Origin of the sequence: Aquipseudomonas guryensis, from assembly GCF_014164785.1 — a bacterium.
Classification (GTDB): Bacteria; Pseudomonadota; Gammaproteobacteria; order Pseudomonadales; family Pseudomonadaceae; genus Aquipseudomonas; species Aquipseudomonas guryensis.
Window position 1 is genome coordinate 939,140 of sequence record NZ_JACJFN010000001.1, and the last position, 14,330, is coordinate 953,469.

At 62.9% G+C, this 14,330-nt stretch carries 14 protein-coding genes; 7 read left to right on the forward strand and 7 right to left on the reverse strand.

Annotation, left to right across the window (positions count from 1 at the left end; translation table 11 throughout):
- Positions 1-19: 19 nt before the first annotated feature.
- Positions 20-988 carry a PstS family phosphate ABC transporter substrate-binding protein gene (locus H3H45_RS04310; RefSeq protein WP_182832490.1) on the reverse strand — a complete coding sequence of 323 codons (969 nt, stop codon included), beginning with the start codon at positions 986-988 and terminating at the stop codon, positions 20-22.
- A gap of 168 nt (positions 989-1,156) precedes the next feature.
- Positions 1,157-2,461 carry an MFS transporter gene (locus H3H45_RS04315; protein ID WP_182832491.1) on the reverse strand — a complete coding sequence of 435 codons (1,305 nt, stop codon included), beginning with the start codon at positions 2,459-2,461 and terminating at the stop codon, positions 1,157-1,159.
- 266 nt (positions 2,462-2,727) lie between these two features.
- Between H3H45_RS04315 and H3H45_RS04320 the strand changes: the two genes are divergently transcribed.
- The 3 genes from H3H45_RS04320 to H3H45_RS04330 all read left to right on the forward strand — a co-directional run bounded on the left by H3H45_RS04320 (position 2,728) and on the right by H3H45_RS04330 (position 6,167).
- Positions 2,728-3,132 (forward strand): acyl-CoA thioesterase, encoded by a 405-nt coding sequence (locus H3H45_RS04320; protein ID WP_160077719.1) that lies wholly within the window; start codon positions 2,728-2,730, stop codon positions 3,130-3,132.
- A 159-nt stretch (positions 3,133-3,291) separates the two neighbouring features.
- Positions 3,292-5,163: a potassium transporter Kup gene (locus H3H45_RS04325; protein ID WP_182832492.1), complete on the forward strand. Its 1,872-nt coding sequence runs from the start codon at positions 3,292-3,294 to the stop codon at positions 5,161-5,163.
- A gap of 98 nt (positions 5,164-5,261) precedes the next feature.
- Positions 5,262-6,167: a D-hexose-6-phosphate mutarotase gene (locus tag H3H45_RS04330; protein ID WP_182832493.1), complete on the forward strand. Its 906-nt coding sequence runs from the start codon at positions 5,262-5,264 to the stop codon at positions 6,165-6,167.
- Positions 6,168-6,234: 67 nt separating this feature from the next.
- Here H3H45_RS04330 and H3H45_RS04335 read toward each other — a convergent pair whose 3' ends face one another.
- The 5 genes from H3H45_RS04335 to H3H45_RS04355 form a co-directional block, all read right to left on the reverse strand.
- A complete protein-coding gene (locus H3H45_RS04335; RefSeq protein WP_182832494.1) occupies positions 6,235-6,768 on the reverse strand; it encodes a DUF3299 domain-containing protein in 534 nt (177 codons plus the stop codon).
- A gap of 247 nt (positions 6,769-7,015) precedes the next feature.
- Positions 7,016-8,098, reverse strand: a complete 1,083-nt coding sequence (locus H3H45_RS04340) for a 5-(carboxyamino)imidazole ribonucleotide synthase (protein ID WP_182832495.1) — start codon at positions 8,096-8,098, stop codon at positions 7,016-7,018.
- Positions 8,099-8,114: 16 nt separating this feature from the next.
- Positions 8,115-8,603, reverse strand: a complete 489-nt coding sequence (purE, locus tag H3H45_RS04345) for a 5-(carboxyamino)imidazole ribonucleotide mutase (protein ID WP_182832496.1) — start codon at positions 8,601-8,603, stop codon at positions 8,115-8,117.
- 314 nt (positions 8,604-8,917) lie between these two features.
- Complete coding sequence (locus H3H45_RS04350) at positions 8,918-9,742, reverse strand: hypothetical protein (protein ID WP_182832497.1); 825 nt, start codon at positions 9,740-9,742, stop codon at positions 8,918-8,920.
- A gap of 171 nt (positions 9,743-9,913) precedes the next feature.
- Positions 9,914-10,666, reverse strand: a complete 753-nt coding sequence (locus H3H45_RS04355; RefSeq protein WP_182832498.1) for a substrate-binding periplasmic protein — start codon at positions 10,664-10,666, stop codon at positions 9,914-9,916.
- A 429-nt stretch (positions 10,667-11,095) separates the two neighbouring features.
- Between H3H45_RS04355 and H3H45_RS04360 the strand changes: the two genes are divergently transcribed.
- The 4 genes from H3H45_RS04360 to H3H45_RS04375 all read left to right on the forward strand — a co-directional run bounded on the left by H3H45_RS04360 (position 11,096) and on the right by H3H45_RS04375 (position 14,326).
- A complete protein-coding gene (locus H3H45_RS04360; protein WP_220494122.1) occupies positions 11,096-12,010 on the forward strand; it encodes a glutamate/aspartate ABC transporter substrate-binding protein in 915 nt (304 codons plus the stop codon).
- 173 nt (positions 12,011-12,183) lie between these two features.
- The gene (locus H3H45_RS04365) at positions 12,184-12,930 is read left to right on the forward strand and encodes an amino acid ABC transporter permease (RefSeq protein WP_182832499.1); all 747 of its coding nucleotides are present in this window, start codon (positions 12,184-12,186) and stop codon (positions 12,928-12,930) included.
- Entirely contained in the window at positions 12,927-13,595 is a 669-nt protein-coding gene (locus H3H45_RS04370) for an amino acid ABC transporter permease (protein WP_182833127.1), read from the forward strand. The genes H3H45_RS04365 and H3H45_RS04370 overlap by 4 nt, the downstream gene beginning before the upstream one ends.
- On the forward strand, positions 13,592-14,326 hold the full coding sequence (locus tag H3H45_RS04375; protein ID WP_182832500.1) for an amino acid ABC transporter ATP-binding protein: 735 nt from the start codon (positions 13,592-13,594) through the stop codon (positions 14,324-14,326). Before H3H45_RS04370 ends, H3H45_RS04375 begins: the two co-directional genes overlap by 4 nt.
- Positions 14,327-14,330: the final 4 nt, after the last annotated feature.

The following is a 14,330-nucleotide window of genomic DNA, read 5'->3' on the forward strand; positions in this document are numbered from 1 at the left end:
CTTGCCAGTCAGGCGATCCTTACAGACCCAGTTCCTTCATGGTCTTCTCGACCACTTTGAGCGGCAGCGGGATGTAGCCGTCTTTCACGACAACTTCCTGGCCCTGCTTGGACAGCACCAGCTTGACGAACTCGGCGTCCAGCGGGCTCAGCGGCTTGTTCGGCGCCTTGTTCACGTACACGTAGAAGAAGCGCGCCAGGGGGAACTTGCCAGCCAGGGCGTTGGCTTCGTTGGCATCAAAGGCTTCGCCGCCTTTCTTCGACAGCGGCACGGTCTTCACGCTGGAAGTCTTGTAGCCGATGCCCGAGTAACCGATGGCGTTGATGGTGCTGGAGATCGACTGCACCACGGAAGCCGAACCCGGCTGCTCGTTGACGTTAGCCTTGAAGTCGCCTTTGCACAGGGCTTCTTCCTTGAAGTAACCGTAGGTGCCGGATACCGAGTTACGGCCGAACAGCTGAATCGGCTTGGCCGCCCACTCGCCAGTCATGCCCAGGTCGCCCCAGGTTTTGATATCGGTAGCGCCGCCACACAGACGGGTGCTGGAGAAGATCGCGTCAACCTGAGCCATGTCCAGGGACTTGATCGGGTTGTCCTTGTGCACGAACACCGCCAGGGCATCGATGGCCACCGGTACGGCAGTCGGCTTATAACCGTATTTCTCTTCGAACGCCTGGATCTCGACATCCTTCATTGCACGGCTCATCGGGCCCATGCTGGCGGTGCCTTCAGTCAGAGCGGGCGGCGCGGTGGAGGAACCGGCGGCCTGGATCTGGATGTTGACGTTCGGGTATTCCTTTTTGAACTCTTCGGCCCACAGGGTCATCAGGTTGGCCAGGGAGTCGGAACCGACGCTGGACAGGTTGCCCGATACGCCGGAAGTCTTGGTGTAGCTCGGCAGAGCCGGATCAACAGCGGCAACCGCAGTGGCAGTGGTTACGCCAGCGGCGACGAAAGTCATGGCCGCCATCAAACGCTTCAGTTTCATGCCTTGCTCCTGGAAAACTAGTGTTGGTTTGAACGGGGCCAAGTATCTGCAGGCCGCATGAACACTCTATGAATGGATTGTGACAATTAGATTAAAGCGCGGAAAAAACTAAAAAGGCCTGCAAGCAGGCCTTTTCGATCACTGGCACGCCCTACCCAGGCTAAAACTTCAGCCGGCAACCGCCTGTGGCTGGCGCTGCCAAAGCCAGCCACCGATCAGGATGAACAGCAGGCACAGGGCGCCAACATAGTAGGCCGGGCCCAGCGGGCTCCACTTGAGCAGCAGGCTGACCAAGATCGGCGTCAGCCCGCCGAAGATGGCGTAGGCCAGGTTGTAGGAGAACGACAGCCCGGAGAAACGCACCAGCGCCGGGAAAGCGCGAACCATCACCAGCGGAATCGCGCCGATCATGCCCACGCACAGGCCAGCCAGGGCATACAGCGGCAGCAGTAGCTCGGGGTGGCTGGCCAGGCTGTTGTAGAAGGTCCAGGAGCTGAGCAGCAGCAACAGGCCACCGCCGACGAACACACGCCCGGCGCCGAGGCGATCCGCTAGCCAACCGGCCAGGATGCAGCCGATGCTCAGGCAGACGATGGCCAGGCTGTTGGCCTGCAGCGCCTCGGCCGGCTTGAAGCCATGCAGGGTCTGCAGCAGGGTCGGGGTCATCAGGATCACCACGACTATGCCGGCCGACAGCACCCAGGTCAGCAGCATGCACAGGATCACCGCCGGGCGATGCTCACGCACCACGGTCTTCAGCGGCAGCTCGGCGGCCAGGGTCTGGCGCAGCTGCATTTCGGCGAACACCGGGGTCTCGTGCAGCCAGCGACGCAGGTACATGGCAATCAGCCCGAACAGGCCACCGACCAGAAACGGAATGCGCCAGGCATAGGCCGTGAGTTCCTCTGGCGTGAACACCCGGTTGATCAGGCTGGCGGTCAGCGAACCGAGCAAAATGCCCACGGTCAGCCCGGCGGTTAGGGTGCTGCAGGCGAAGCCGATATGCCGCGGCGGCACATGTTCGGCGACGAACACCCAAGCCCCCGGCACCTCGCCGCCAATCGCCGCGCCCTGCACCACACGCAGCACCAGCAGCGCCAGCGGCGCCCAGATGCCGATCTGCGCATAGGTCGGCAGCAGCCCCATGAGCAGGGTCGGCACGGCCATCAGGAAGATGCTCAGGGTGAACATGCGCTTGCGCCCGAGCAGATCGCCGAAGTGCGCCAGGACGATGCCGCCCAGCGGCCGCGCCAGGTAGCCGGCAGCGAAAATGCCGAAGGTCTGCAGCTGGCGCAGCCACTCAGGCATGTCGGCGGGGAAGAACAGCTTGCTGAGCACCGCCGTGAAGAACACGAAGATGATGAAGTCGTAGAACTCCAGCGCGCCGCCGAGGGCGGACAGCGACAGGGTCTTGTAATCGCTACGGTTCAACGGGCGCGCCGCGGGCGCAGCGCTGGGGGGCACGGAAGACATGGTCGACAGCTTCTTTTATAAGAGTAGGGATGGCTGGCGCTGATGGCAGCCGCCGCACGATAGCAAATTGCATCGCAGGCCGGCAGCCGTGCCAGCCCACAAATGCAGAACCGGGCGGTCGTCGCCTGACGCGCCGCCCGATATACTGCGCGCGCGGCCCGCTGGGCCACGGGGGATTGTGCCAAGCCTTGGCCGTCGGCAAAGTCTTGGCAGAACCTCCCACACCACTCCAAACATAAGAAAATCGGCACCGGGGCCCCACCACCATGATCGAGCTCGAACAGGAAGATCCCATACCGCAAGGCGATCTGGCCCTGCAGCTGACCGCGCTACCGCGCGAAACCAACGGTTTCGGCGATATCTTCGGCGGCTGGCTGGTGTCGCAGATGGACCTGGCCGGCACCGCCATGGCCAGCAAGGTCGCCGGCGGCCGAGTGGCCACCGTGGCCATCGACCGCATGGCCTTCCTGGTGCCGGTGGCGGTCGGGGCGCAGCTGTCCTTCTATACCCAGGCCCTGGAAATCGGCCGCAGCTCGATCCAGATGCTGGTCGAGGTGTGGAGCGACGACCCGCTGTCCAGCGAGTGGCGCAAAGTCACCGAGGCGGTGTTCGTCTTCGTCGCCATCGACGGCAGCGGCCGCACTCGCCCGGTACCGCCACGCCGCGGTTAAGCCCCGCGGGTGCGTCTGCCCTCCAGGCGCACCCGATCCGGCGGCTTACGACCGCGACGAAATGCCCCACAGCCCGCGCTGTGGTGTCGCCGCCCATAACCTTGCCTAGACTCAGCAACTGGCGCAGCATGCGCCGCCTCTGACTACCAAGGCCCGGCCATGAGCCAATCCAGCACCAGCAAACTGAGCCTGACCGTCGCCGCGCTCGGCGTGGTCTATGGCGATATCGGCACCAGCCCGCTTTACACCCTCAAGGAAGTCTTCGCCGGCCACCATGGGGTCAACGTCGACCCGGCCGGGGTCTACGGCATCCTCTCGCTGATCTTCTGGTCGCTGATGTGGGTGGTGACGCTGAAGTACGTGCTGGTCATCCTGCGTGCCGACAACGAAGGCGAAGGTGGTGTGATGGCCCTGACCGCCCTCGCCCGCCGCGCCACTCAGGCCTATCCGCGGCTGTCGCGGCTGCTGGTACTGGCCGGCCTGGCTGGCACCGCGCTGTTCTACGGCGACAGCATGATCACCCCGGCCATCTCGGTGCTCTCCGCGGTGGAAGGCCTGGACGTCGCCCTGCCGGGCATCGGCCACTGGGTGGTACCCATCACCGTGGCCCTGCTGATCGGCCTGTTCCTGATCCAGAAGCACGGCACCGCACGCATCGGCGTACTGTTCGGCCCGGTTATGGGCCTGTGGTTCACCACCCTCGGCGTGCTCGGCATCTACGGCATCGTCCGCCACCCGGAAGTGCTGCAAGCGCTCAACCCCTGGTGGGCAATCAACTTCTTTGTCAGCCACCCTGGCATCGGCATCACCATCCTCGCCGCCGTGGTGCTGGCGCTGACCGGGGCCGAAGCGCTGTATGCGGACATGGGCCACTTCGGCCGCAAGCCGATTGCCCGCGCCTGGTTCGCCCTGGTGCTGCCCGGCCTGGTGCTGAACTACTTCGGCCAAGGCGCCCTGCTGCTGGACAACCCGCAGGCTGCGCGCAACCCCTTCTACCTGCTGGCCCCGGGCTGGGCACTGATCCCGCTGATCGGCCTGGCCACCCTGTCCACCATCATCGCCTCGCAGGCGGTGATCTCCGGCGCCTTCTCCCTGACCCGTCAGGCCATCCAGCTCGGCTTCGTGCCGCGCATGCACATCCAGCACACCTCCAGCGATGCCGAGGGGCAGATCTACATCGGCGTGGTCAACTGGGCGCTGATGGTCGGGGTGATCCTGCTGGTGATCGGCTTCGAAAGCTCCGGCGCCCTGGCCGCCGCCTACGGCGTGGCCGTGACCGGCACCATGCTGATCGACACCCTGCTGATCGCCGCCGTCGCCCTGCTGCTCTGGAAAAGCCCGCGCTGGCTGGCGATCCCCCTGCTGCTGTGCTTCCTGGTGGTCGACACACTGTTCTTCGCCGCCAACATTCCCAAGATTCTCCAGGGCGGCGCATTCCCGGTTATCGCCGGGATCGCCCTGTTCATGCTCATGACCACCTGGAAGCGCGGCCGCGAGCTGCTGGTCGATCGCCTCGACGAAACCGCCATGCCGCTGCCGGTGTTCGTCTCCAGCATCGCCATCCAGCCGCCGCACCGGGTGCGCGGCACCGCCGTATTCCTCTGCGCCCGCGCCGATGCGGTACCGCATGCGCTGCTGCACAACCTGCTGCACAACCAGGTGCTGCACCAGCAGATCGTCATGCTCACAGTGGCCATCGCCGACCATCCGCATGTACCGCTGGCCAAGCGTTTTGAAGTCGATAGCTTCGGTGAGGGTTTCTATCGGGTGGTCCTGCATTTCGGCTACATGGACGAGCCCAACGTGCCGGCAGCACTGGAAAAGAACCCCCACGACTTCATCGACTTCACCCCGTTGAGCACCACCTACTTCCTCAGCCGCGAAACCATCATCCCGACCAAGCGCATCGGCATGATGGCCTGGCGCGAGTCGCTGTTCGCCTTCCTGTTGAAGAATGCCAACAGCAACCTGCGCTACTTCCAGCTACCGACCAACCGGGTGATCGAGCTGGGCACACAGGTCGAGATCTAAGCACCGGGCCGACTCCCCTGGAGTGGACCCGGCGCTCCGGCACTGGCCTTTCACCGGGGTCTGCGGTACATCTCTGTTTTTAGCGTGCGGATGCCCAGATGAGCGCTCTTCCCCCTAGCGTCGAACGGATCGAACTGGATGAACTGGTGTGCTGGCGTGTGCAGGTCGGCGACGGCACCCTGCTGGTCGCCCAGCAGGGCGCGCAGATCCTGCATTACCAGCAAGGCACACAAGCGCCGATCATCTGGCTCAGCGAGCAGGCCCGCTACCAGCGTGGCCAGTCGGTACGTGGCGGCGCACCGGTGTGCTGGCCCTGGTTCGGCGGCCTGACGCGCAATCCAGCGGCGGTGCAGGCCATGCACAGCAACCCGGCCAGCGCGCCAGCCCATGGCAATGTGCGCGGCCTCGACTGGCAGCTGCTGGGCATCGACCAGCACGACGGCGCCGTAACCCTGCAATTCGCCTTCGACAGCCGCAAGCATCCACTGCCGGACTGGCCGCATGCGGCCGAACTGCAACTGGATATACGCCTGGATCAGCAGCTGCACCTGGAACTGCGCAGCCGTAACCTGGGCACTCAGCCACTGGTGCTGAGCCAAGCGCTGCACACCTACTTCGCCGTCAGCGATATCCGCGATGTCCGCGTGCACGGCCTGGACGGCTGCCGCTATATCGAAACCCTGGAAGACTGGCAGGAGCGCCAGCAACAGGGCGCGCTGGGCTTTACCGGCGAGACCGATCGCATCTACCTGGACACGCCGACGCGGCTGAGCATCGTCGATCCGGGCTGGCAACGGCGCATCCTTCTGGATGCCCGGGGCTCACGCTCGGCCGTGCTGTGGAATCCGTGGATCGACAAGGCCAAACGCCTCTCGCAGTTCGCCGAAGACGCCTGGCAGCGCATGCTGTGCATCGAAACCGCGAATATCTGGGACGACTGCGTGACGCTGGCGCCAGGCGCCAGCCACAGTCTGTGCCTGAGCCTGAGCAGCGAACCCCTTTAGGGTGGGTGAAACCCGCGCAGCTCGACGCGGGTTGTACCGCTCTAGCGTGACGTGACGCCGAGCGGCGTCACAGATCAGCCTCTTCCACCACCCGCACCGAACTGGCCTTAAGGGCATAGGCCGCATCGGCCAGGTCATTGCTGACCGTCTCAATCTGCAGCGGCCCCTCGACCCACAGCGGGGCATAGATGTCTTCGAGCAGGATGCCCTTGGGGTAGCGCACCAGCACGATCTGGTTCGGCGGCGGTGGCGGCACATGGATGCAGGCGCCAGGGTACGGCACCAGGAAGAACAGCGTGCTGCGGCCCTCGGCGTCACTTTCCAGGGGCACCGGATAGCCGCCCAGGCGCACCGTCTTGCCATTCAGATGGGCCACGGTCTTGCTCGAATACATCACCGCCGGCAGATCACTCTTCTGCTGCTTGAGGCCGCCTTGCTGCCCGAAAGTACCAGCCGACTCCGGAGTCTCGTGGCTGATTTCCGGCATGGCTTCGAGGGCCAGCTGGTCCTCGCGCGGCATCAGTTCCAGCCAGTCGGTTTCCCGTGGTTCGGCATGCGCCAGCAACGGTATTAAGAGCAGGGCAAGCAGTAGTCGGCGCATGAGGGTTCCCGGTATGAAGGTAAGCGGTAGACCGGTGACGGGACGGCGAAGTTTCCGCCGCCCCGCCGGCCTCAGAACCTGTTTACGATCTCGCGAGCTAGAGCCAGGCTAGGCTAGGCGCTACGCCAGTAACAGCCTCCGGCTGGTCAAAACAGGCGAGGAAGCGCAGTTTACAAGTGGTAAATGAGCATTCCGAGCCTGTTTTTAACGACGCATGGCCGACGCGCAGCAGATCGTAAACAGGTTCTCAGGCGTTGATCAGCGCTTCGACTTCGGCAATACGAGCCTTGAGCGTGGCCATGTCCTTGCTGCGCAGGGTGGCGTGGCCGACCTTGCGTCCGGCCTTGAAGGCCTTGCCGTAGTGGTGCAGGTGGCAATCGGCAATCGCCGCGACCTTGCTCACATCCGGCACGCTGCCGAGGAAGTTGAGCATGGCGCTCTCGCCGACCTTGGCCGTGGAGCCCAGCGGCAGGCCGGTGACGGCACGCAGGTGGTTCTCGAACTGGCTGCATTCGGCGCCTTCAATGGTCCAGTGCCCGGAGTTGTGTACACGCGGGGCGATCTCGTTGGCCTTGAGGCCGCCATCGACTTCGAAGAACTCGAAGGCCAGCACGCCGACATAATCCAGCTGCTTGAGCACGCGACCGACATAGTCCTCGGCCAGCGCCTGCAACGGGTGATCGGTGCTGGCGATGGACAGGGCCAGCACGCCGCTGTCATGACGGTTGTGCACCAGCGGGTAGAAGCGCGTCTCGCCGTCGCGACCGCGCACGGCCACCAGCGACACTTCGCCAGTGAACGGCACGAAACCTTCGAGCAGGCACGGCACGCTGCCCAGCTCGGCAAAGGCGCCGACTACGTCCTGCGCCTGGCGCAGCACCTTCTGGCCCTTACCGTCGTAGCCCAGGGTGCGGGTCTTCAACACCGCCGGCAGGCCGATGGCGGCCACGGCGGCGTCGAGGTCGGCTTGCGACTGGATATCGGCGAAATCCGGGGTGGGGATGCCGAGGTCCTTGAACATCGACTTCTCGAACCAGCGGTCGCGGGCGATGCGCAGCGCTTCGGCGCTCGGGTACACCGGCACGAACTGGGAGAGGAAGGCCACGGTCTCGGCCGGCACGCTCTCGAACTCGAAGGTCACCAGGTCGACGTCATCCGCCAAGCGGCGCAGGTGCTCGTGGTCGTTGTAATCGCCGCGCAGGTGCTCGCCCAGGGCCTGGGAACAGGCGTCCGGCGCCGGGTCGAGAAAAGCGAAACTCATCCCCAGCGGGGTGCCCGCCAGAGCCAGCATGCGGCCCAGCTGGCCGCCACCAATGACACCGATCTTCATAGCTTCTGAGCCCCTATCAGGAACGCGGATCCGGGTTTTCCAGCACGGCTTCGGTCTGCTCGGTACGGAACTGCTTCAGCGCCGCGTGGAACTGCGGGTGCTGGTGACCGAGGATGCTCGCCGCCAGCAATGCGGCGTTGATCGCCCCGGCCTTGCCGATGGCCAGGGTGGCGACCGGAATGCCGGCCGGCATCTGCACGATCGACAGCAGCGAGTCGACGCCCGACAGCACGGCCGACTGCACCGGCACGCCGAGAACCGGCAGGTGGGTCTTGGCCGCACACATGCCCGGCAGGTGCGCCGCGCCACCGGCACCGGCGATGATCACCTGGATGCCACGGCTGTCAGCCTGTTCGGCGTACTGGAACAGCAGGTCCGGCGTGCGGTGGGCGGAAACCACCTGCACTTCATAGGGAATGCCCAGCTTGTCCAGCATGTCTGCGGTGTGACTGAGGGTGCTCCAATCGGACTTGGAGCCCATGATCACGCCAACCAGTGCGCTCATCGTTTTGCCTCTGACTCGGGCGCCTGTCGGCGCGACAAAAACCAACAAGCCACGCATCGGGCGTGGCTTGTTATGTGCGGGCCAGACCGCATGGGGCCTGGAGGCGGCGCAGTATACCGGAAAGCGTCGGGTGTCGCGCCCCTGGGGTGACCGTTTGTCAGCGGGGGCGGTTAGGGGCTGCGGGAGTGGCACTAATACCGTCAGCCTGTACCAGTACAAGGTGATGGGCTATTTAATCACCGCAACATGCGGCACTCAGTCTTCCTGTCCAACCAATGCCGCACTGAATACCACGCACCAATACACCTGATTACTTATTTATAATTGCTTCTAACTACGAAAGAACCAATTAAATGACGAGCCGGCTCGACTATACGAGACCAGTTCTCTATATCCCTGTGCGCTATACCCATGGAGACACCGCGCCCCTTCACCTCGAAATAGGCTTTACAGCCAGTACTAAGACAATCTATAGCGACACCTTCTTCATCAGCAGTGACTTCTGGAGGACTCATCAAAGACACAATGCGTCGATCCAATCGACAGTTACTAGGAGACCTACCATCACCTTCTTTACCAGCCAGAAATTCTCTTGCTTTCACATGCAATGCCAAATACGAATCCTCGTAACAAACTACCCGTGAATAGCGCTCCAACCCGGCGTAATCAACATCACGAATAAGTCTTGAGGAAGACAAAGCCCTTTTTCTCATCATCTCTCGCTTACCAAAACCGCCAGCAGCATTGCGCCCGACGTCCGCAGAAAACTTACCCTGCCAGGTTTTCATAAATTCTTCGTATTCAGGCGTGCCTCGCTTTCCTCTGAGCCATGGCCGCTCTTTGGGAGGGATAGGACCAGGTAGTTCGAACATGACGGAAAAGGAGGTTATTGAGCCATCCTTTTCAACCCAGGTTGTGCTTCGATATAGATACTCACCGGGAACACGAAAAGTAATAGCCGGATTGCGACCCCCTGCATTTTCCGGCCAGGAAACCACCAAGTCCGCCTCTTTCAACCCTCGTTTGGGCCGCAACGAATTATCCATCGCAAAACTTTGGCTAACGTATAGCGCACCAATCACACCCAAGACTGCACCCAACGCACCGATCAACACTATCTTCTTCGCCATACTATCCATGTCTTATTCGAAGTAGTTAATAGAGCACCTGCATCATCAGCCAGATTATTGCGGACGCAGATACCACTTTTCACAATTCAAGATAAACCCTAACGCTTCCTTTCATTTCATGCAGCTCTGCAGAACTGTATGCCGGTAGTCTTTTTATGGTGACGCGACAGAAACAGCCAATCAGTTGCTGTACTCGTAGATGATCGAATCAAAGGCACCCGCGTCATGCCCGCGCCTCAGGCACTGATTGAACTGCTGCAGAAACCAGCCCATCTTCAGCTCCTTGGCAATGCCCATGTGCTTGCTGTCGGACTTGAACGGCACGGGCAGGGCCACAAAGCTATCGCCCTGCAAGGCCGGGCTGCCCTCGACGAGTTTGCCGATATCCACGCTGGAGCCCATCAGGATGGCATCGATACGCTCGCGCTGGAGCATGGCCAGGCCGCTGCGACTGTCGTTGAAACCAACGATGGTCAGGCTGCCGTTGGCGACGGCCTCGTCAAAGGCGGTGCCATAACTGGTACCGATGGACACGCCGACCAGCTTGCCCTGCAGGTCGCCGATCTTCTCGTAGGCGAACTCTCGGCCCTTCTTCACGATCAGCACGATGTGCTCGGTAAAGATCGGCTCGGAGAAATCGAACAACAGCCGCCGCTCCTCACTCATCGACAAGCCGATGACTCCGCCGCCGCCGCGTTCTGCCAAGGTGTAGGCACGCGCCCAGGGCATCAGTTTGATCTGGTAGGGCACCTGCATTTCATCCAGGCAGAGCCTGCTGATGTCGACCACGATGCCTTTGGCCTGGCCCGCTTCTTCGTAGTACTTGGGGTAGCCATCGTGGGTACCGTAGACCATGAACGCGTCGGCCTGCACGCCCCGCCCCGCCAGCAAGGCCAGCAGCAGGACCAGCACATGCAGCTTGCTAACGGACATGGCGGCACCTCGCAGGGAGGTTGGAGGGAATCGCTTAACTGTAGGAGCCAAGGTGCGAACGTGCATCCAATCGATTACCTGACTCGACACAAGAACATCGCTGATGCCTGGGGGTAGTTTCACCGAGCCCGCAGCCCCTTGGATGACCAACGGATACCGGCACGCGACAAACCGAGAACCCCGCCACCCTGCCACGCCTAAGGGGCGCCTGCATTCGGTTTCCCGAACGCGCCCCCGTTGATTGTTCGAAGAACCGAACAGCAACGATCACTTCGCGCTATCGTAAATAATAATTAATCTTTTAATTTCAATCAGTTAGAAGATAAGAAGGCGCCTGGCACAGTACCTGCTCTAGATCCTCGCAGGGATGGTCTGCATCCCATACGCCAACGGGGCACGCCCCGGACAACAACAACAGCGAGCATCAGCATGACCAAGAGCATTCTCTCCCGCGCCATCGGCATCGCCCTGGCTGCCACCCTTTGTAGCACCCCAGCCCTGGCCGAAGAACTGACTGGCACCCTGAAGAAGATCAAGGACAGCGGCACCATCGTCCTCGGCCACCGCGACTCTTCGATTCCCTTCTCCTACTTCGGCAGCGACCCGCAACAGCCGGAAGGCTACTCCCACGACCTGCAGATGAAGGCGGTCGAGGCGCTCAAGCAGAAGCTGGGCATGCCCGACCTCAAGGTGCGCTACAACCTGGTGACCTCGCAGACGCGCATTCCGCTGGTGCAAAACGGCACCGTGGACCTGGAGTGCGGCTCCACCACCAACAACGTCGAGCGCCAGCAGCAGGTCGACTTCTCCGTCGGCATCTTCGAAGTGGGCACCCGCCTGCTGACCAAGACCACCTCCGGCGTCACCGACTTCCCCGACCTCAAGGGCAAGAACGTGGTGACCACCGCCGGCACCACCTCCGAGCGCCTGCTCAAGGCGATGAACGCCGAGAAGCAGATGGGCATGAACATCATCTCGGCCAAGGATCACGGCGAGTCGTTCCTGATGCTGGAGTCCGGCCGCGCCGTGGCCTTCATGATGGACGACGCCCTGCTCGCCGGCGAAATGGCCAAGGCCAAGCAGCCGGCCGACTGGCACGTGGTCGGCACCCCGCAGTCCTACGAGATCTACGGCTGCATGGTGCGCAAGGGTGACCCGGCGTTCAAGGCAGTGGTCGACGAGGCGCTGGTGGCCACCTTCAAGTCTGGCGAAGTCAACGCCATCTACGACAAGTGGTTCCTCAACCCGGTCCCGCCCAAGGGCCTCAACCTGAACTTCCCGATGAGCGACGAGCTGAAAAAGCTGGTTGCCAACCCCACCGACAAGGCTGCCGAGCAGCTCTGACGCGGTGACACCGCGCCTCCACAAGGGGCGCGGTGGCGGGAACCAGGGGGCGACCGCCCCCGCCTTCGCCAGAGAGGACAGGGGCACCGTCGCTACCCGCGACGGGGGCACGCGAGTGCACGGCCACCGGTCCGCCTGGGCCTTGCATTGGCTTCATCCGAGGGGAAACCCACATGAATTACAACTGGGACTGGAGCGTGTTCTTCAAGTCCACCGGCATCGGCAGCGAGATCTACCTGGACTGGTTCGTCACCGGCCTGGGCTGGACCGTCGCCATCGCCCTCGCCGGCTGGCTGATCGCCCTGCTGCTGGGCTCGCTGCTCGGCGTGCTGCGCACCGTGCCGAACCGCTGGATCAGCGGCTTCGCCACCTGCTACGTGGAGCTGTTTCGTAACGTACCGCTGCTGGTGCAGCTGTTCCTCTGGTACTTCCTGGTGCCGGACCTGCTGCCCGAGCCGCTGGAGCTGTGGTTCAAGCAGGACCTCAACCCCGCCACCTCGGCCTTCATCAGCGTGGTCGTGTGCCTCGGCCTGTTCACCGCCGCGCGCGTCTGCGAGCAGGTACGCACCGGCATCCAGGCGCTGCCCAAGGGCCAGTTGGCCGCCGGCTATGCGCTGGGCTTTGGCCTGCCGCAGATCTACGCCAACGTGCTGCTGCCGCAGGCCTTCCGCATCATCATTCCGCCGCTGACCAGCGAGTTCCTCAACATCTTCAAGAACTCCTCGGTGGCCTCGCTGATCGGCCTCATGGAGCTGCTGGCGCAGACCAAGCAGACCGCCGAGTTCAGCGCCAACCTGTTCGAGGCCTTCACCCTGGCCACGCTGATCTACTTCACCCTGAACATGAGCCTGATGCTGCTGATGCGCCTGATCGAGAAGAAGGTCGCGGTGCCCGGCCTGATCGCCGTGGGAGGCAAATAATGGATTTCAGCGCTATCGTCCCGGCCTTGCCGGGCCTGTGGAACGGCATGCTGATGACCCTGCAGCTGATGGTGCTGGGCGTGCTCGGCGGCGTGCTGCTGGGCACCCTGCTGGCCATCGCGCGGCTGTCGCACAACAAGCTGCTGGCCAACGCCGCCGCCACCTACGTCAACTACTTCCGCTCCATCCCGCTGCTGCTGGTGATCACCTGGTTCTACTTCATGGTGCCCTTCCTGCTGCGCTGGATCACCGGCGAAGACACCCCGGTAGGCGCCTTCACCTCGTGCCTGGTGGCCTTCGTGATGTTCGAGGCGGCCTACTTCTGCGAGATCGTCCGCGCCGGCATCCAGGCCATCCCCAAGGGCCAGATGGGTGCGGCCTCGGCGCTGGGCATGAGCTACGCGCAGAGCATGCGCCTGATCATCCTGCCGCAGGCCTTCCGCAAGATGACGCCGCTGCTGCTGCAGCAAAGCATCATCCTGTTCCAGGACACCTCGCTGGTCTACACCGTGGGCCTGATGGACTTCCTCAACGCCGCCCGCTCGCGCGGCGACATCCTCGGCCAGCCGCACGAATTCCTGATCTTCGCCGGCCTCATGTACTTCATCCTCAGCTTCGCCGCCTCGCAGCTGGTCAAGCTCCTGCAGAAAAGGTTAGCCGTATGATTTCCATCCAGAACGTCAACAAGTGGTACGGGGACTTCCAGGTGCTGACCGACTGCAGCACCGAGGTGACGAAGGGCGAAGTGGTCGTGGTCTGCGGGCCGTCCGGCTCGGGCAAGTCGACCCTGATCAAGTGCGTCAACGCCCTGGAAGCCTTCCAGAAGGGCGACATCGTGGTCGACGGCACCTCCATCGCCGCCAAGGGCACCAACCTGCCCAAGCTGCGCTCGCGGGTCGGCATGGTGTTCCAGCACTTCGAGCTGTTCCCGCACCTGACCATCGTCGAGAACCTGACCATCGCCCAGATCAAAGTGCTCGGTCGCAGCAAGGAAGAAGCCACCGCGAAGGGCCTCAAGCTGCTCGACCGCGTCGGCCTCGCCGCCCACGCGCACAAGCACCCCGGCCAGCTCTCCGGTGGCCAGCAGCAGCGCGTGGCGATCGCCCGTGCGCTGGCCATGGACCCGGTGGTGATGCTGTTCGACGAACCGACCTCGGCCCTCGACCCGGAGATGGTCAACGAGGTGCTCGACGTCATGGTGCAGCTGGCCAACGAAGGCATGACCATGATGTGCGTGACCCACGAGATGGGCTTCGCACGCAAGGTCGCCGACCGGGTGATCTTCATGGACCGCGGGCAGATCGTCGAAGACTGCGCCAAGGATGAGTTCTTCGGCGACATCAACGCCCGCTCCGAGCGGGCCCAGCAGTTCCTCAACAAGATCCTGCAACATTAAGGGC